Annotated in this window: 16 protein-coding genes; 1 reads left to right on the forward strand and 15 read right to left on the reverse strand. The window is 69.9% G+C overall.

Annotated features, from left to right (window positions below; genetic code table 11):
- Window positions 1-80: 80 nt before the first annotated feature.
- From ACULPM_RS10575 to lepA, 15 genes are all read right to left on the reverse strand, one after another.
- Window positions 81-2,315 (reverse strand): polyribonucleotide nucleotidyltransferase, encoded by a 2,235-nt coding sequence (locus tag ACULPM_RS10575; protein WP_445330974.1) that lies wholly within the window; start codon window positions 2,313-2,315, stop codon window positions 81-83.
- A gap of 129 nt (window positions 2,316-2,444) precedes the next feature.
- Window positions 2,445-2,723: a 30S ribosomal protein S15 gene (gene rpsO, locus ACULPM_RS10580; RefSeq protein WP_167929329.1), complete on the reverse strand. Its 279-nt coding sequence runs from the start codon at window positions 2,721-2,723 to the stop codon at window positions 2,445-2,447.
- Between the two features lie 742 nt (window positions 2,724-3,465).
- Window positions 3,466-4,185 carry a gamma-glutamyl-gamma-aminobutyrate hydrolase family protein gene (locus ACULPM_RS10585; RefSeq protein WP_445330975.1) on the reverse strand — a complete coding sequence of 240 codons (720 nt, stop codon included), beginning with the start codon at window positions 4,183-4,185 and terminating at the stop codon, window positions 3,466-3,468.
- A gap of 175 nt (window positions 4,186-4,360) precedes the next feature.
- The gene (recO, locus tag ACULPM_RS10590; RefSeq protein WP_445330976.1) at window positions 4,361-5,113 is read right to left on the reverse strand and encodes a DNA repair protein RecO; all 753 of its coding nucleotides are present in this window, start codon (window positions 5,111-5,113) and stop codon (window positions 4,361-4,363) included.
- A 2-nt stretch (window positions 5,114-5,115) separates the two neighbouring features.
- Complete coding sequence (gene era / locus ACULPM_RS10595; RefSeq protein ID WP_445330977.1) at window positions 5,116-6,039, reverse strand: GTPase Era; 924 nt, start codon at window positions 6,037-6,039, stop codon at window positions 5,116-5,118.
- A 28-nt stretch (window positions 6,040-6,067) separates the two neighbouring features.
- On the reverse strand, window positions 6,068-6,445 hold the full coding sequence (locus ACULPM_RS10600; protein WP_167929325.1) for a diacylglycerol kinase family protein: 378 nt from the start codon (window positions 6,443-6,445) through the stop codon (window positions 6,068-6,070).
- Entirely contained in the window at window positions 6,442-6,954 is a 513-nt protein-coding gene (gene ybeY / locus ACULPM_RS10605; protein ID WP_445330978.1) for an rRNA maturation RNase YbeY, read from the reverse strand. The genes ACULPM_RS10600 and ybeY overlap by 4 nt, the downstream gene beginning before the upstream one ends.
- Window positions 6,944-7,918 (reverse strand): PhoH family protein, encoded by a 975-nt coding sequence (locus tag ACULPM_RS10610; RefSeq protein ID WP_445330979.1) that lies wholly within the window; start codon window positions 7,916-7,918, stop codon window positions 6,944-6,946. The genes ybeY and ACULPM_RS10610 overlap by 11 nt, the downstream gene beginning before the upstream one ends.
- 393 nt (window positions 7,919-8,311) lie before the next feature.
- Window positions 8,312-9,607 carry a MiaB/RimO family radical SAM methylthiotransferase gene (locus ACULPM_RS10615; protein ID WP_445330980.1) on the reverse strand — a complete coding sequence of 432 codons (1,296 nt, stop codon included), beginning with the start codon at window positions 9,605-9,607 and terminating at the stop codon, window positions 8,312-8,314.
- Window positions 9,604-10,827 carry a molecular chaperone DnaJ gene (dnaJ, locus tag ACULPM_RS10620; RefSeq protein WP_445330981.1) on the reverse strand — a complete coding sequence of 408 codons (1,224 nt, stop codon included), beginning with the start codon at window positions 10,825-10,827 and terminating at the stop codon, window positions 9,604-9,606. The genes ACULPM_RS10615 and dnaJ overlap by 4 nt, the downstream gene beginning before the upstream one ends.
- 102 nt (window positions 10,828-10,929) lie before the next feature.
- Complete coding sequence (locus tag ACULPM_RS10625; protein WP_445330982.1) at window positions 10,930-12,030, reverse strand: DnaJ domain-containing protein; 1,101 nt, start codon at window positions 12,028-12,030, stop codon at window positions 10,930-10,932.
- Between the two features lie 374 nt (window positions 12,031-12,404).
- Window positions 12,405-12,875, reverse strand: coding sequence for a deoxycytidylate deaminase (locus ACULPM_RS10630; protein ID WP_445330983.1), 471 nt, complete (start codon window positions 12,873-12,875; stop codon window positions 12,405-12,407).
- 183 nt (window positions 12,876-13,058) lie between these two features.
- Window positions 13,059-14,279 (reverse strand): radical SAM family heme chaperone HemW, encoded by a 1,221-nt coding sequence (gene hemW, locus ACULPM_RS10635; protein WP_445330984.1) that lies wholly within the window; start codon window positions 14,277-14,279, stop codon window positions 13,059-13,061.
- Window positions 14,280-14,716: 437 nt separating this feature from the next.
- Complete coding sequence (locus ACULPM_RS10640) at window positions 14,717-15,742, reverse strand: tRNA dihydrouridine synthase (protein ID WP_445330985.1); 1,026 nt, start codon at window positions 15,740-15,742, stop codon at window positions 14,717-14,719.
- Window positions 15,739-17,550 (reverse strand): translation elongation factor 4, encoded by a 1,812-nt coding sequence (gene lepA, locus ACULPM_RS10645; RefSeq protein ID WP_445330986.1) that lies wholly within the window; start codon window positions 17,548-17,550, stop codon window positions 15,739-15,741. The genes ACULPM_RS10640 and lepA overlap by 4 nt, the downstream gene beginning before the upstream one ends.
- A gap of 108 nt (window positions 17,551-17,658) precedes the next feature.
- On the opposite strand from lepA, the gene rpsT reads away from it, so the two are divergent.
- Entirely contained in the window at window positions 17,659-17,922 is a 264-nt protein-coding gene (rpsT, locus tag ACULPM_RS10650) for a 30S ribosomal protein S20 (protein WP_273397611.1), read from the forward strand.
- Window positions 17,923-18,122: the final 200 nt, after the last annotated feature.

An 18,122-nucleotide genomic window follows, 5' to 3' on the forward strand; every position in this document is an offset into this window, starting at 1 on the left:
TTCCCCTCGGGGAACCCTCCCCCCCCCCCCCCCCCCCCCCCTACCCCCCCCCCCCCGCCCCCATGCGTCAGAGGATGTCCCTACGCCCCGTGATGGCGGCGCGGCTGGCGCTTCTCGCCGCCCTCGCCCTTGTCGCCGGGACGGCGGCGCGGGGCGCGGTGCTCGCGGCGCGGACGGTCCTTCTCGCCCTCGTGGCCGTGGGCGTGGCCGGAGCCGGCCGGGGCCTCGGGCTTGTCGATGCGGTCGAGGCTGATCTTGCCCTTCTCGTCGACCTCGAGGACGCGGACCTTGACCTCGTCACCGATGTTGAGGACGTCCTCGACCTTGTCGACGCGGCCCTGGGCGACGCGGGAGATGTGGAGCAGGCCGTCCTTGCCGGGCAGGAGCTCGACGAAGGCGCCGAAGGGCTGGATGCCCACGACGCGGCCGGTGTACTCCTCGCCGACCTCGGGGACCTTGACGATCGCCTTGATGCGCTCGGCCGCCGCGTCGGCAGCGGCGCCCACGCCGGCGATGAAGACGGTGCCGTCCTCCTGGATGTCGATCGTGGCGCCGGTGTCCTCCTGGATGCCGCGGATGACCTTGCCGCCGGAGCCGATGACGTCGCGGATCTTGTCCGTGGGGATCTGCAGGCTGATGATCTGCGGCGCGGACTCCTTGGTCTCGGCGCGGACGGCGGGCACGGCGTCGAGCATGGCGTCGAGGATGAACATGCGGCCCTCGTGCGCCTGCATGAGCGCGGAGCGCAGGATCTCGGGCGTGAGGCCGGTGGCCTTGTTGTCCATCTGCATGGCGGTGATGCCCTTGGTGGTTCCCGTCACCTTGAAGTCCATGTCGCCGAGGAAGTCCTCGAGGCCCTGGATGTCGGTGAGGACGACGGTCTTGCCCTCCTCCTGGATGAGGCCCATGGCCACGCCGGAGACCGGGCGCTTGAGCGGCACGCCGGCGTCCATGAGGGCGAGCGTGGAGCCGCAGGTGGAGCCCATCGAGGAGGAGCCGTTGGACTCCATGACCTCGGAGACCACGCGGATGGTGTAGGGGAACTCCTCCTCGGACGGGATCACCGGGAGCAGGGCGCGCTCGGCGAGGTTGCCGTGGCCGATCTCGCGGCGCTTGGGGCTGCCCATGCGGCCGGTCTCGCCGGTGCAGAAGGGCGGGAAGTTGTAGTGGTGGATGTAGCGCTTGCCGTCGACGGGCTCGATGGTGTCGAGGCGCTGCCACTCGTTGAGCATGCCGAGGGTGCAGACGGAGAGCACCTGGGTCTGGCCGCGCTGGAAGAGGCCGGAGCCGTGGACGCGCGGGAGGTAGTCGCCCTTGATCATCAGCGGGCGCACCTCGGTGGGCGTGCGGCCGTCGACGCGCTCTCCGGTCTCGACGACCATGAGGCGCATCGCGTGCTTCTCGAGGGCCTTGAGCTCCACGGGGATGGCGCGGCTCCACTGGGCCTGCTCCTCCTCAGTGAACTCGGCCTTGATGGCGGCCTTGAGGGCCTCGACCTTGCCGATGCGCGAGAGCTTGTCGGCGTCCTTGAGGGCGGCCTCCATCTCGTCGTAGTGGGCGAAGACGCGGTCGTGGACCTCGGCAATGGGCTCGTCGAGGATGTACTCGCGCACGGGGAACTCGCCGTTGACCTCGCGGACCTTGGCGAAGAACTTCTGCTGCTCGGCGCAGAAGGCGGCGATGGCCTCCTGGCCGAAGGCCATGGCGGCGAGCATGTCCTCCTCGGAGATCTCCTCGGCGCCGGCCTCGAGCATGGAGATGAAGCCCTCGGCGCCGCCGAGCTCGAGGTCGAGGTCGGAGTTGTCGCGCTCCTCGTAGGTCGGGTTCACGATGAACTCGTGGGTGTCGCGGTCGCGGCCGATGCGCACGCACGCGAGCGGGCCCTCGAAGGGCACGCCGCCCACGGTGAGGGCCGCCGAGGCCGCCATGATGCAGATGGTGTCGACGGGGTTGATCTGGTCGGCAACGAGCGTAGTGGCCACGACCTGGACCTCGTTGCGGAAGCCGGCCGGGAAGGACGGGCGGAGGGGCCGGTCGATCATGCGGGCCGTGAGGGTGGCCTTCTCGGACGGGCGCGCCTCGCGCTTGAGGTAGCCGCCGGGGATGCGGCCCACGGCGTACATCTTCTCGATGAAGTCGACCGTCAGCGGGAAGAAGTCGTAGTCCTTGCGCTCCTTGGAGACCACCGCGGTGAGAAGGACCGTGGAGTCGCCGCACTTGACGAGGCAGGAGCCGGTGGCCTGCTTGGCCAGCTCGCCGGTCTCGAGCACGTAGTGCTTGCCGTAGAGATCGAACTCGTGTGTAACCTTTGCCATGTCTTTTCCCTTATCTCCGCCTGCCCCATTGCAGGCGGGCCGTCTCGGCGGCCCCATGGCCGCCCGTCCACGCTTCTCGCGGACAAACCAAAGAAGGGGCGCCCGCGGGCGCCCCTTCGAAGAACCGCTCTACTGGATGTTGTCGCGGATGCCGAGGCTCTTGATGAGGGTGCGGTAGTCCTCGATGTTGCGAGCCTTGATGTAGGACAGCAGGCGACGACGCTTGCCGACGAGCATGAGGAGGCCACGACGGGTGTGGAAGTCCTTCGGGTGCGTCTTCATGTGCTCGGTCAGGCCCTTGATGCGCTCGGTGAGCAGGGCCACCTGGACCTCGGCGGAGCCGGAGTCCTTGTCGTTGGCGCCGTACTGCGCGACGAGCTCAGCCTTGCGCTCCTTCGAAACTGCCATGTCAAACCACCTTTCTCATAGATTCGCCCCGAACTGGGATGGCCGTCAGGCAGTTGGCGGGCCTCCAGGTACGGGGTACTGACCTGCGGTAGTGTAGCACAGCCACGCCCGCAGGTCCTTCTCGGCAGAAAATCCACGGTTGCGGGCGTGGGGCCGCCGGGACGGCGGGATGGCACGGCTGGCACGCAAATCCGGATTTGCGTACGGCGCCGTGCTCAGTTCCTGAACTGAGTGCCGGGCGGTGCTCAGTTCCGGATTTGAGTGCCGGGCAGCTGGGTCACGTGGCCCGCGCGTAGCGACGACCTGCGGGTTTGCGCCGCCCGCGTGCCCAGGGCGCTGGTACGCGGGCCCTCGGGTACCGCCGCGGCGCTCAGTTCCGGATTTGAGCAACGGCCCGCACTCAGTTCTGGAAATGCGCACGGGCCCGCACTCAGTTCTGGATTTGAGCGCCGGGCCACGGGGCCTCGCGGGAGGCGCACGGCCTCGACCTGCGCGAACGTGATCGGCCGGGGAGCCGACGTCCCGGGCGCCGGCGCGCGGGGCCCGCCGCGGCGCTCAGTTCCGGATTTGAGCGACGGCCCGCACTCAGTTCCGGAACTGAGTGCGGGCCCGTGCGCAGTTCCGGATCTGAGCACCGCATCCGGAGGCGCGGCCGGAGGGACCGGCACGCACATCCGGAAGTGAGCGTCATCGGATGCGCGCGGCGAGAAGAACTCCCGCGCCCGTGCGGGCGCTCCCCGCGCTAGGCGCGGGCGGAGGCGACGAGCGCCGAGAAGATCCTCCTGCTCGGCTCGTCGACGGCGTGCGAGAACTCGGGGTGCCACTGCACCGCCCAGCAGAAGCGCGACGCGGGCCGCCACACGGCCTCGACCACGCCGTCCGGTGCCGTCGCCATGACCTCGAGCCCGGGCGCCACGTCGCGCAGCGCCTGGTGATGGAAGCTGTTCACGGGCAGCTCGCCCTCACCCACGCAGGCGGCGAGCGGCGTGCCGGGAAGCACGTCCACCTCATGGACCGGGTTCTCGTAGGGCGCCTTCCCATGGTGCTCGACCTCGGAGGGGAGCTGCTTGGGGAGGTCCTGCCAGAGCGTGCCGCCGAGGACGACGTTGAGCGCCTGAAGGCCGCGGCAGATGCCGAGGAGCGGCAGGTCGCGCTCGAGTGCGGCCGGGACGAGAAGGGCCTCCATGGCGTCGCGCTCCCGGCAGAGCTCGCCGCAGAGGGCGGCGGCCTCGGGGTCCTTCTCGCCATAGCGGGCGGGGTCGACGTCCTGGCCGCCGGTCACGACGAGGCCGTCCACGGCGTCGAGGGCCCGAGCCAGGGCGTCGCCGTCGTCGGAGAGCGGCAGCATCACGGGCACGCCGCCCGCCTCGAGGACGGCGTCGAAGTACCCGGGCAGCATCCACAGGCTCTCGCGTCCGTAGTCCACGAGCGGCACGACACCGATGACGGGCTTCTTGGGCATGGGACTCCCCTCTCGAGAGAACACCACGCAAAGGGGACCGTGCAAAGGGGACAGGCACTTTTGCACGGTGAAGAAGCCGTGCAAAAGTGCCTGTCCCCTTTGCACGGTCCCCTTTGCACGCCTTTACCGGCCGCCCATTATGCCACGACCCGGCGGGGGCGAAGGCGTCAGGTTCCTACGCGGAGAGGCAGAACTCCATCGCGCGCAGGCGGCTGTCGAGGTGGGTCACCGCCCACGTGTGGGCCACCCCGAGGAGGAATACCGCCGTCTCGGGGTCGATCGGGGCGGCGAGGAGCTCGTCGAAGGTGAGGCCGATGAGCGCGCGCAGCCACGCGAGCTGCGAGGAGGAGAGCTCCTGCGCCCCAGCCACCTCGCGCGCGCAGGAGGAGCAGAGCGCCCCGCCCATGGCCGCCGAGAAGTACGACACGGCCTCGTCGCCGCACGCGGCGCATCCGACAAGCTCCGGGCGCCAGCCGCCGTGGGCGAGCACCTTCATGACATAGGCCGCGACGACGAGGTCGAGATGGGGCTGATCGGCGGCCTCCTCGCAGGCGGCGAGCGCCCGCGAGCAGATGGGGTACAGGAAGGGGTCGGGGGCGTCCTCGTAGCAGGTGAGGCGCGAGACCTCGGCGACGGCGCTCGCCGCGGAGACGCGCTCGTAGTCGCCGCGCAGGCGGGCGTGGGGCTCGACGAGCGAGGCCTCGGAGACCACGTCGAGCGAGCGCCCCTTGGCGAGCAGAAAGTCGTCCTCGGAGAAGAGCTCGGCGCGCGCGGCGAGGCGGCCCCCGGGCTTGCGGGCGCCCTTGGCGACGGCGCGGAGCTGGGAGCCGTCGGAGCCGAGGAGCGTCAGGATGAGGTCCTGCTCGCCGAGCTTGGTGCGGTCGAGGACGACCGCGCGGGCGCGGTAGGTGCGCCTCCCGCCGGGCACGCCTAGTCCTCCGAGGAGTAGCCCAGGCGGCGTATCTCCCGCTCGTCGCGGCGCCAGGCGGGGGCGACGCGCACCGTGAGGTCGAGGAACACCTTGCACCCGAGCAGGCGCTCGATGTCGCGGCGCGCCTCGATGCCCACGCGCTTGATCATCTGGCCGCCCTTCCCGAGCACGATCCCGCGCTGCCCCGAGCGCTCCACGAGGATGGTGGCCTCGATGGAGGCGTGCCCGTCGTCGGCGTACTCGAGGCTCTCGCAGAGGACGCCCACCGAGTGGGGGAGCTCCTGGCGCAGGTGAAGGAAAAGCTTCTCGCGCACGAACTCCGCGACGAGGTCCTCGGGGGTGGCGTCGACGTCCATGCCCTCGGGGAACCAGCGCGGCCCCTCCGGCAGGTGCTCGGAGACGAGGCCCACGAAGGCGTCCACGTTGAAGCCCTCCCGCGCGGAGACCACGAGCTCGTCGTCGAAGTCGCAGAGGGCGCGCGCGGCCTCGAGCTGCGCCGCCACCTGCTCGGGGCCGGCGATGTCCGCCTTGGTGAGGACGAGGAGCTTGTAGTCCGCATCGGCGCGCGCGACGTGGTTGGCCACCCACTCGTCCCCGCGCCCCACCGGCTTGGTGGCGTCCACGAGGAAGGCGACGGCGTCGGCGTCGGCGAGCTCGCCGAGGGCGCTCTTGTTGAGCTCGCTGCCCAGGGCGTCCTTTGGCTTGTGCAGGCCCGGCGTGTCGATGATCACGAGCTGCGACGTCGGGGTGTTGATGACGGCGCGCATGCGGCGGCGCGTGGTCTGCGCCACGGGGCTCGTGATGGCCACCTTCTCGCCCATGCAGGCGTTGAGCAGGGTGGACTTTCCGGCGTTGGGACGTCCCACCAGGGCGACGAAGCCGCTCCTGAACGGCACGTCCTTCTCGGCACGCTCTTTGCTCATGCGAGGACCTCCATGGGGCGCGGGGCCCCTAGTCGAAGAAGATTGCGTTGACGAAGACGAGGATGCCGACGACGGCGACGAGCGTCGAGAGCACCCAGACCGCCGCGGCGGCGATGTCCTTGGCGCGGCCGGCGAGCGGGTGGAACTCCGGGGACACGAGGTCCACCACGGTCTCGACCGCGGTGTTGAAGAGCTCTGCCATGATGACGACGCCGCAGCACAGGATGACGACCGCCCAGCTCAGGAGGTCGAGCCCGACCACGAGCCCGGCCACGACGGCGCACGCGCCCGCGGCGAGCATCACCTTGATGTTGCGCTCGGTGGTGACGGCGGTGCGGAAGCCCTGCATCGCGAAGAGGAAGCTCTTCCGGAAGCCGGGGTGGTCGCTCTTGGAGCCGGGGATCATGCGTCGTCCTCCTCGCGGTGGCGCGTGAGGACCACGCGGTCGATGGTGCCGTCGGTGGCCATCCCGGCGAGGATGTCCTCCTCGAGCGCCTCCATGGCCTCGGCCGAGGCGTCGTCGAGGTGGTCGTGTCCGAGCAGGTGGAGCATGCCGTGAACGAGCATGAGGCGCGTCTCGTCCGCGGGCGTGGTGCCGAAGGCGGCCGCCTGGCGCCCGATGTAGGTCGGCGCGACGACGATGTCGCCGAGCTCACAGGGCTCGCCGGGCGCGAGCGACGGGTCGTCCGGGCGCTCGCACTCGATGGAGACGACGTCCGTGGCGGCGTCCACGCCGCGCCACTCGGCGTTGACCGCGCGGATGCGCCCCTCCCCCACCACGGAGACCGACACGGCGCACGGCCGCCCGACGCCCTCGTGTGCGAGCACGGCGTCGCAGGCGGAGCAGATCTCGTCCTCGCCCAGCGCGCACGCGACGCCGTCCTCGAAGAGGAGGTCGTACTCGTTATCGGCCATGCTGCTCTCCCTCCTGCCCGTCGCGCGCCGCGGCCTCGTAGGCGTCGACGATGCGGGCGACGAGCGTGTGGCGGACGATGTCGTTGCGGTCGAGGTCGACGAAGGCGATGTCGTCGAGCCCCGCGAGGGCGCGCCGCGCCGACTCGAGGCCGCCCTCGCCCGGCAGGTCGCGCTGGGAGGCGTCGCCGGTCACCACGAAGGTGGACGAGAAGCCCAGGCGCGTGAGGAACATCTTCATCTGCTCGGGCGTGGTGTTCTGGGCCTCGTCGAGGATGACGAAGGCGTTGTTGAACGTGCGGCCGCGCATGTAGGCGAGCGGCGCTATCTCGATGATGCCCTGCTCGATGAGGGCGTTGCCCTTCTCGATGTCCGTCATGTCGAAGAGCGCGTCGTAGAGCGGGCGCACGTAGGGGTCGAGCTTCTCCTGCAGCGTGCCGGGGAGGAAGCCGAGGGACTCCCCCGCCTCCACGACGGGGCGCGCGAGCACGATCCTGCCGACCTCGCGGCGCTTGAGCGCGGCCACGGCCATCGCCATGGCGAGGTAGGTCTTGCCGGTTCCCGCGGGGCCGACGCCAAACGTGACGGTGTTGCGGCGAATGGAGTCCACGTAGCGCTTCTGGCCGGCCGTCTTGGGCCGGATCGCGCGGCCCCGGTACGTGAGCAGGATGTCGTCGCCCCCGAGGTCGACGCGCGCCGCTCCGTGGCGGACCTGGTCGACGATGACGTCCACCTCGCCGGCGCTGGGCACCTCCCCCGCCTCGACGAGCCTGATGAGGCGCGAGAAGACCGAGGTCACCTGGTCGACGACGTCCGCGGGGCCCGAGACGGTGACATAGCTGCCCCGCACGGAGACCATGGCGTCGAAGGCCGACTCGACGCGGCGCAGCAGCGCGTCCGCGGGGCCCATGACGGCCGTCGGGTCGACGGAGTCGGGAATTGTGAGACGAACCTGGGTTGGCTCCATGCTCCTCCTGTTGGGTAGGCTCACTCGATGATAGCCGATGGCGCGGCCGAGGTGCCGCGGCGTGCGCCCCTCTCGCCTGCGCCGCGCAGCAGCGCACGTCCTTCTCGCCCGCGGGCCCTTCGTCCTTCTCGCCAGCCGTCCCCCGCCTACCTTAGGTGAGCAAGGATGTTTAACCATCGCCCCTCACCTAAGCCGGATAGGTGCCTGCGAGCAGGTATTTTGCGACTCACTTAAGAAATCCGTGCGCGATGGTTCGAAGTCTGTGCTCACCTAAGCGGCCACAGGGCGGGAAGGGGCATGGTCGAGCGGCGGCAGGGCGGAAAGGGGCGTGGCCGAGCCGCCGCAGGGGCCGGGCGTGGGAATCAGGGAGCCCGCGAGAAGAACGGTCGCGCCTCAGAGCGCCTCCCCCACGAGGGTGGCGTCGTCACGCACCGAGGCGAGGCGCACCCGCACGAGGGAGTCCACGGGGATGGAGTCGTCCACCACGACGTCGAAGAGGCCTCCGGAGACCGCGCGCCCCGGATACTGCACGACGACGAGGTCCTCCGCGCCCACGAGCCTTTCGGCCTCGGCGCGGCGCATCTCGCGGGCGAGCTCGCGCGCCCGTCGTCCCCGCTCGGCTGAGACGTCGGCCGGGACCTGGCCGGGCATCGTCGCCGCAGGCGTCCCCGGGCGGCGCGAGTAGCGGAAGACGTGCATCCACGAGAAGCGCATCTCGCGGCAGAAGGCGAGGCTCCGCCCGAACTCCTCCTCGGTCTCCCCGGGAAAGCCCACGATGAGGTCCGTGCTGAGGGCGATGTCGGGGACGTGCGAGCGGGCCGTCTCCACCACGCGCCGGAAGAGGTCCGTGCGGTAGACGCGCGCCATGCGCCTGAGCGTCTCGTCGCAGCCGGACTGGAGGCACACGTGCAGGAAGGGCGCCACGCGCCCGCCCGAGGCGGCCATGACGGAGCAGAGCCGCTCCGTCACGTCGGGCGGCTCGATCGACGAGAGCCTCACCCGCTCGACCCCGGTCTCGGCGAGAAGGACCTCGAGTAGGGCGGGAAGGTCCAGCTCGCGCCCGCGCTCGTCGGCGGCGCGATAGCTCCCCAGGTTGATGCCCGTGAGGACGACCTCGTGCGCCCCGCGCTCCATGGCGGCGCGCACCTCGGAGAGGACGCGGCCGGGAGCCTCGCTGCGCGCGGCGCCCCGCGCCCTCCAGACGATGCAGTAGGTGCAGCGGTTGTCGCAGCCGTCCTGGATCTTGATGCCGGGCCGCGTGCGGCCGGTGGGGGTCACCGTGTCCGCGCCGCACGACGTGCCCGCCGCAGGGCCGTCGGCGGCGGGGGCGAGGCCCAGCCCCTCGAGCACGCGCGCCGCCACGCGGGACTTGTCGCGCTCAACGACGACGTTGGGGGCGAGCGCCGAGAGCTCGTCGGAGAACAGGTTGGCGACGCAGCCGGTGGCCACCACGAGGGGCGCCTGCGGCAGGCCGGCGGCGCGCCGGACGGCCTTTCTCGTCTTCGCCTCCGCCTCGCCGGTGACGGCGCAGGTGTTCACGACCACCGCTGAGGCGTCCTCCTCCCCCACCAGCGCGACGCCCGCCCGCTCGAGCTCGGATGCCATGAGGTCGAGCTCGACGCGGTTGACGCGGCATCCGAGGTTCACGAGGGCGACGCCCGCGCGCCGCCCGCGCGGGTCGGGCGTCACTTGCGGCCCCTGAAGGGGTTCTTGGGCGCGTGCCAGCGCTCCTTGGCGAAGTGCTCGGCCGCGTTCTCCGCCGCCGCCGAGAACCCCTCGGCCTCGGCCGCGTCCTTCTCGGCCTCCCCCGGGGCTGCGTCCTCCCCGAGGGCCCGCTCCGCGACGATGGCGGCGACGTCGAGCAGCTGCTTCTTGGTGAGGTCGCGCGGGGTCTCCACCTGGACCACCGCCACGAGGTTGCCGCGGGCGATCATGCCCATGCGCGGCATGCCCTTGCGCTCCACCACGACCTGCTGGCCGAACTGGCAGCCCGCGGGGACCTCCACGGTCACGCGCTCGCCCTCCATGATGCCGTCGATGGTGACGGTGGTGCCGAGGATGGCCTGCAGCGCGTCCACGCGCACGGTGCAGAGGAGGTCGTCGCCGCGCCGCTCGAAGCGGTCGGACTCCTGGACCTCAATGCTCACGACGAGGTTGCCCGAGGCGTCGCCGCGCACGCCCGCCTCGCCCTTGCCCTCGACGGTGAGGGTCTGGCCGGAGTGGACGCCGGCGGGCACCTGGACCTCGACCTTCTCGCGCGAGGGCGTGCGGCCCTGACCCTCGCAGGTCTCGCAGGGGTGGTCTATGACCTGGCCCTGGCCGTTGCAGGCGGGGCAGGTCGTCTGCGTCTGCATCTGGCCGAAGATCGTCCGCTGGACCTCGACCACGCGCCCGGTGCCGTGGCAGCGCTCGCACGTGTGCATGCGGCCGCCCTCGGCCGCCCCGGTGCCGCCGCAGTCCTCGCACGGGGCGAGGCGCGTGTAGGCGACGGTCTTGTGGCAGCCGGCCGCGGCCTCCTCGAGCGTCACCGTGAGGCGTATCCCCATGTCGCGCCCGCGCGTGCGCGCCTGGGCGCCCGCGCGGCCCGCGCCGCCGCCGAAGAAGGAGTCGAAGATGTCGCCGAAGCCGAAGCCTCCCCCGCCGAAGATGTCGGAGACGTCCACGTAGTCGGAGCCGAAGCCCGCCGGGCCGTTCGGGTCGCCGTAGCGGTCGTAGTTGGCGCGCTTCTGGTCATCCGAGAGGACCGAGTAGGCCTCGTTGACCTCCTTGAACTTCTCCTCGGCGTCGGGGGCGTCCGAGACGTCCGGGTGGAGCTTGCGGGCCTTCTTGAGGAAGGCGCGCTTGATCGTCTTGGCGTCGGCGTCACGAGGCACCTCGAGCACCTCGTAGTAGTCCCTCTTTGGTTCCACGTGCATCTCCAGAGCTGGTCGGTTCTTGTCCGCAGGTACTTATATCCTGAAAGAGGCGGGGTGCGAGCCCCCGCCTCCCACAAAGCTATCACTTTTCTGAAACTACCAGTATCGGTACCCCATGTAGCCCGCGCGGCCGAGGCCCGAGGTGCATGAGAACATCATCACCATGAAGAGCGCGAGCATGAGGCCGTTTGACGCGCCGTTGGCGACGGCGACGCCGGCGTTCCTCCACCAGCGCCCGCTCGCGCGCACGCCGTCACGGACGACCATGTAGATCCCCACGACGAGCGGGATGACGATGATGAGGGACATCGAGGCGAGCGTGCCCGTAAGCGCGCCGAGCACGGCGAAGGGCACGGCGAAGCCCACCAGGTTGAAGCCGCCCGCCTGACGGCGCGTGAGCCGCTCCTCGGGCACGCAGACGCGGCAGACGAAGTCGCCCGCCGCGGAGCCGTTGGTGCCGGCGTTGCCCATGCCGGGCTTGCGGACCTCGTCGCCGTCGTGGCTGCCGGCCGGGACGTCGATCACGACCTCGCTCGCCGAGAGCGTGCGGCCGGTGCCGCCGCAGGCGTGACAGGGGTCGGCGACCACCTTGCCCGTGCCCTCGCACTCCGGGCAGGTCATCATCATGACGCCGAAGAGCCCCGTGTCGACGGTGATGTGGCCCGAGCCGCCGCACGTGGGGCAGGTCTCGGGATGCTCGGCCTCCACGGAGCCCGAGCCGTGGCAGACGCCGCAGGGCGCGTAGCGCTGGTAGGTGACCCCGCGCCGGGTGCCCTCGGCGGCCGTCTTGGCGTCGACCGTGAGCTCGTAGACGACGTCCGCGCCGGCGCGCGGGTTGTACGCGCGCGAGCGGCGGCGCGAGGCGGCGCCCCCGAAGCCGGAGCCGAAGGGCCCCCATCCGAAGGGGCTCCCGCCGAAGGGGTCGTAGCCGCCCTGGGGCGAGGTTCCGCCGTAGCCGCCCGCCGCGAAGGGCGAGCCGGAGCGCATGGCGTCGTAGCGCTTGCGCTTGTCGGCGTCAGAGAGCACGGCGTACGCCTCGGAGACCTCCTTGAAGCGCTCCTCGGCATCCGGCGCCTTGTTGACGTCGGGGTGGAGCTTGCGCGCCTTCTGCTGGAAGGCCTTTCGTATCTCGTCGGTGGAGGCGTCCTTCTCGACGCCGAGGATGGCGTAGTAGTCCTTGTCGTTCATCGATGCCATGTGGCGGGTCTCCCTGCTGGTGGTGACACAGATGGGTTGATTATATCCGCCGGAAGGCGAGGTCATTCACCGGGGAGCCGTTATCCGCGCGGTCCACATGGCCGAGGGGCGGGGTGGGGCGGGCCGGGCCGGGCGTCGCCTCGGCCCCGCGTCGCCACCGTGCGGGGACTTCGCAACGGTTTGCGCCGCCAAAGTGTCGCCTCGGACCCGCACTGCCGCCGTGCGGGGACTTCGCGACGTTTCCAGCGGCCGAAGTGTCGCCAATCCCCCGCGCCGCCACAGAGCGGGGGCAACGCGACGTTTTCCGGCGTCAAAGTGTCGCCGCACCCCCGCCCAGCGAATCCGCGGGGCCCTCGCGACGAATCGCGGCCGCCCTACTCCTCGAGCGAGATCTGCCGGTAGGAGACGCCGCAGCGCTGCAGGATGTTCTTGGAGATGAGGTTGTCCTCCGTGCCGTCGTACTTGTCGTCGAGGTAGACGACCTCGCCGATGCCCGCCTGCACGAGGGTCTTGGCGCACTCGTGGCACGGGAAGAGCGTCACGTAGACCGTGGCGCCGGTCATGTCCTTGAGCGAGCCGCGGTAGTTGAGGATGGCGTTGGCCTCGGCGTGGATGACGTAGTTGTGCTTGTCGTAGAGCGGGTCGTCGTCCGTGCCCCAGGGGAACTCGTCGTCGTTCAGGCCCGAGGGCGTGCCGTTGTAGCCCACCGAGAGGATGCGGTGGTTGGTGTCGGCGATGCAGGCCCCGACCTGCGTGTTGGGGTCCTTGCTGCGCAGGCTCGCCGCGACGGCGGCCTTCATAAAGAACTCGTCCCAGCTGATGACATCGGTGCGCTTGCCCGGCATGACGCTCCCCTCTCGCAACGTTTCCGCTGCTAGCATGGCGCATTTGCGGATGAGGCGCAAGAGGGGGCCTCGGGCCGTCTCCCAGATTAACGCGCACTCGTGCACGGACCCCGAGAGCGTAACTGGGAAAACGCGAGAAAGGCCTGCGCGAGTGCGCGTTAATCACGTCGGCGCGCGATCGCGTCAGCAGCTCGCCGTTGCAACCTCGCCGGGGGCGAGGTCCCAGAGGGCGCCGTAGAGCTCGTTGCCGAGGAGCCAGCCCTGCTCGGTGGGTGCCAGCCGGCCGTCCTTCTCGTCCAGAAGGCCGCGGGCGAGAAGAGCGTCGACGGTGTCGTCAAGACGGGCGCCGAAGAGCTCGCGTGCGCGCCTCACGAGCTCGGGGCGCAGCCCCTCCACGAGCCGGGCGCCGAGCATGAGGTCCTCGGCCACCGCCTGGGGCTCGGTCAGGAACTCGAGCGAGAAGGACAGCGCGGAGAGGCGCGGGGCTTCGGCGAGCTCGCGTCGGGGCGTCTCGACCGTGAGCCGGACACGCCGGACGTCCGCCGGGGCCGTGGGGAGCCGTGGGCAGGCCTTTGAAAGTCTCAGGTAACCCTCAAGGTCGAGCATGCTCGAGGCCCCGGTGCCCAGCCCCATGTAGGGTGAACCCGTCCAGTAGGCCTTGTTGTGACGGCACTCCTTACCTGCGCGCGCGTAGCTCGCGACCTCATAGCGAGCATAGCCTTGACCCTCAAGCACGACCTGAGCCTTGCTCATTCGCTCGGCCTGAACCTCGGGGTCGTTCCACGCGCACGGGTCATTCGAAAAGCGCCGGTCGAGCGCGGTCCCCTCCTCGATCTGGAGCGGATAGACGCTCACGTGGCCCACGCCGAGCGCAAGCACGCCGCCGAGCGACCGAAGCCAGCTCTCGCCCGTCTGCGCCGGCGTCGCGCACATGAGGTCGACGGAGACGTCGAGCCCCGTCGCCACGGCGGCCGACACGCGCTCGCGGGCGCAGGCGGCGTCATGCAGGCGCCCCAGCTCCGCGAGCTCCCCGTCGTCGAGGCTCTGGACGCCAATGGAGAGGCGCGTCGCGCCCGCCTCCCGGACGGCGAGAAGGACCTCGTCGGCGAGCGAGTCCGGGTTGGCCTCGCAGGTGAGCTCGGAGGGGACCGCGACGCTCACGACCTTCTCGACCAGCTGGCCAAGGTCCTTCTCGCCCAGAAGCGTCGGCGTGCCGCCGCCCACGTAGGCCGTCTCGCAGCCCTGAAGCAGCCCCAGCGCCGCCACCTCGTCCAGCTGCGCCTCGAGCGCGCGGGCATACGTCCCCATGAGCGCATCTCCCGCGGGCGTGGCCCATGAGGCGAAGTCGCAGTACGCGCACTTGCGCGCGCAGAACGGAACGTGCAGGTAGAGGGCACCGGTCATAGGGGCTCCATTATCGTGTCCGCGTGGCGATGTCAACGACCCGCCCCGCCTTTCCGCACTCATCGCTGGCATCGGGCCGGCAGAGGCGGCGCTGCCATGAATCCCACGTACATGCGAAGTATTCTATGTCCGAATCTCACGCGACGGGGCGCAATCGCCGCCGCTGCGGAATCTGGGGTCGTGGCAATTCTCGCCCCGCGGGCGTTGCGCGGATGGGGGTCGTGGCAGGTTTTGCACTGCCACGACCTCCGAATTCGAAGCGAGCGGAGAAGAACGCGCAGTTGGCGTCCGCGACAGATTGCCTCAATCCCAAATCCGGCAACGCCGAGACGGCGGAGATTGCCACGAGGCCCGAAGCCGCAACGCAGCGCCAGCTCTTCTCGCCTCTCCGAGCGCGCGTGCAAATTAAGTCGGGTTCGTTTGGCGCACCCGGAGCGTCAGCACACGTGCGCGCGGACCTCGGCGGCCACGGCGAGGAACTCCTCGGCGGTGACGCAGCTCATGGCGGCGTTGCGCCAGCGCGCGGCGTCGGGCATGCCCTTGAAGTACCACCCCGCGAGGCTGCGGGCGCGCTTGAGGTGGGCGCCCGTGGCCTCGAGCAGGCGCACGTGACACTCGAAGGCCGCGATCCTCTCGGCGACGCTCGGCTCGTGGCCCGAGAAGACCCACGGGTTGCCGTAGGTCCCGCGCGCCACCATCACGGCCGTCGCGCCGGTCTCCGCGAGCGCGCGCCGCGCGGCGTCGTGCGAGAGGATGTCGCCCGAGGCGATGACGGGGGTGCTCACGGCGTCCACGACGCGGCTCACGGCGCCCCAGTCCGCCTCGCCGTGATACATCTGCGTGGCGAAGCGCCCGTGCACGGCCACCGCATCGGCGCCCGCGGCCTCCATCGCGCGCGCGAACTCGGGCGCCACCTCCTGCCCCATGTAGCGGCCGCGGCGGATCTTCACCGTCACGGCGATGCCCGGGGCCCCCTCGCGGCACGCGCGCACGATCTCTGCCGCGAGCGCCGGATCCTCCAGCAGCGCCGACCCCTCGCCCTTCTTGGTCACCTTGGGCACGGGGCAGGCCATGTTGATGTCGATGAGCGCGAGCTTCTCGCCCAGGCGCGCCGCCACGCGCTCCGCGGACTCGCGGAAGAGCTCCGGCTTGGACCCAAAGAGCTGCACCGCGATCTCCGGCTCTGCCGGGTCGGGGTCCACGAGCTCCCAGCTCTTCTCGCCGTAGTGGAGCCCCGCGCACGAGACCATCTCGGAGTAGGCCAAGGCCGCCCCGCCCGCGCGCGCCATGAGGCGATACGCCGCGTCGGAGACGCCCGCCATCGGCGCCATGAGCAGCTTGCCCGAGAGGCGCCCCGCGAGAGAAAGTTGCCTAAAAGGGGCCTGTCCCCTTTTAGGCAACTCGAGGTGGGCGGCGGGGGCGTAGGCGGCCAGGACCTCGGCGGCCGTCAGCGGCGAGCTCACTGGTCGTCCACCTTGAGGACGGCGAGGAACGCCTCCTGCGGCACCTCCACGGAGCCGATCTGCTTCATGCGCTTCTTGCCCTCCTTCTGCTTCTCCAAGAGCTTGCGCTTGCGCGAGATGTCGCCGCCGTAGCACTTGGCCAGGACGTCCTTGCGTACGGCCTTGACGGTGCTGCGGGCGATGATCTTGTTGCCGATGGCTCCCTGGATGGGCACCTCGAACTGCTGGCGCGGGATGATCTCCTTGAGCTTGTCGCAGAGGCCGCGCGCCATCGTATACGCCTTGTCGCGGTGCACGATGAAGCTGAGGGCGTCCACCTCGTCGCCGGAGAGCAGGATGTCGAGCTTCACAAGGTCGCTCGCGCGGTAGTCGGAGAACTCGTAGTCCAGGCTCGCGTAGCCCTTGGTACGGCTCTTGAGCTGGTCGAAGAAGTCCAGGATGAGCTCGGCGAGCGGGACGTCGAAGTGCATCTCGACGGACTTCTCGGAGAGGTAGACCATGTCCTGCGTGATGCCGCGGTGCTCGATGGCAAGCTGCATGACGGCGCCCGTGTACTCGGGCGGCACGATGACCTTGGCCTTGAGGTAGGGCTCCTCGATCCGCTCGATGCGCGTGACGTCGGGCAGGTCCTGGGGGCTTCTCACCTCGATCATCTCGCCGTCGGTCTTGTAGACGTGGTAGTCCACGGAAGGGCTGGTGGCAATCAGGGACAGCGCGAACTCGCGCTCCAGGCGCTCCTTCACGACCTCCATGTGGAGCAGTCCGAGGAATCCCACGCGGAAGCCGAAGCCCAGGGACACCGAGGTCTCGGGGCTCCACGTGAGCGAGGGGTCGTTCACGCGGAGCTTCTCCAGGGCGTCGCGCAGGTTCTCGTAGTCCTTGTTGTCTATCGGGAAGATGCCGGTGTAGACCATCGGCTTGGCCTCGCGGTAGCCCGGAAGCGCCTCATCGCAGGGGCGGCCCGCGTACGTGAGCGTGTCGCCCACGCGCACGGCCTCGGGGTTCTTGAGGCCCGTGACGACGAAGCCGACCTCGCCGACGCCGAGCTCCTCCACGAGCTGCTCGGCCGGGCGCTTGACGCCCACGCCGTCCACGAGGAAGCCCTCGCCGGCCTGCATCATCCGCAGCTGGTCGCCCTTGCGGATGTGCCCGTCGAAGACGCGCACCGTGGCCACCACGCCGCGGTACTCGTCGAAGTAGGAGTCGAGGATAAGGGCCTTGAGCGGCGCGTCGTAGTCGCCCTTGGGCGGCGAGACGAGCATGACGATGGCCTCGAGCAGGTCGTGGATGCCCTCGCCCGTCTTGCCGGAGACGCACACGGCGTCCTCGGCCGGGATGGCGAGGTCCTCCTCGATCTCCTCCTTCACGCGGTCGGGCTCGGCGCTCGGCAGGTCGATCTTGTTGATCGCGGGCACGATGTCGAGGTTCGCGTTCATCGCGAGGTTGGCGTTGGAGACGGTCTGCGCCTCCACGCCCTGCGTGGCGTCCACGACGAGCACCGCGCCCTCGCAGGCCGCGAGGCTGCGGGAGACCTCGTAGGTGAAGTCCACGTGGCCCGGCGTGTCGATGAGGTTGAACTGGTAGGTCTCACCGTCATCGGAGTCGTAGGTCACGCGCACGGCGTTGGACTTGATCGTGATGCCGCGCTCCCGCTCGATGTCCATCGTGTCCAGGAGCTGCGCCTCCATGTCGCGCTCCTCCACCGTGTGGGTGAGCTCGAGGATGCGGTCCGAGATGGTCGACTTGCCATGGTCGATGTGCGCAACGATCGAGAAGTTGCGGATATGTGAGGTATCGTTAGTAGACATGAGGTGAATGATAGCGAACTCTGAGGGGATATGCTATATTCATCGAGTTGACCTCGCCGTGTCTCAGCACAGAGGCCTCACATAGTTAAGAACCGAAAGGAACTGCACGTGGCTAACATCAAGTCTCAGAAGAAGCGCATCATCACCGCTGAGAAGGCGCGTCAGCGCAACCGCGCGGTCCGCTCCGAGCTCAAGACCGCCGTCAAGAAGGTCCGCCTCGCCGTCGAGGCCAAGGACGTCGACGCCGCCCAGGACGCCGCCAACAAGGCCGGCCGCCTGCTCGACAAGGCCGCTTCCAAGGGCATCATCCACAAGAACCAGGCCGCCCAGCGCAAGAGCGGCGTGCAGAAGCTCGTGAACACCATCAAGTAGCTTCTCTCTCATAGAGCGCGTGAGCGGACCCGGGGTGCTGCCCGGGTCCGCTTTTTCGTGCCGAGAAGAACGGGCGGGCCGTGCGTCCTTCTCGCCACGTCCTTCTCGGTACGCCCTTCTCGGCACGCCCCCTCGCCTCACCTGAGTGACGGGGGTTTTGGGGAGGGTGGCGCCCCAAGAAGAAATGACCGCCCACAAAA

Source organism: Thermophilibacter sp. ZX-H3, from assembly GCF_052599055.1.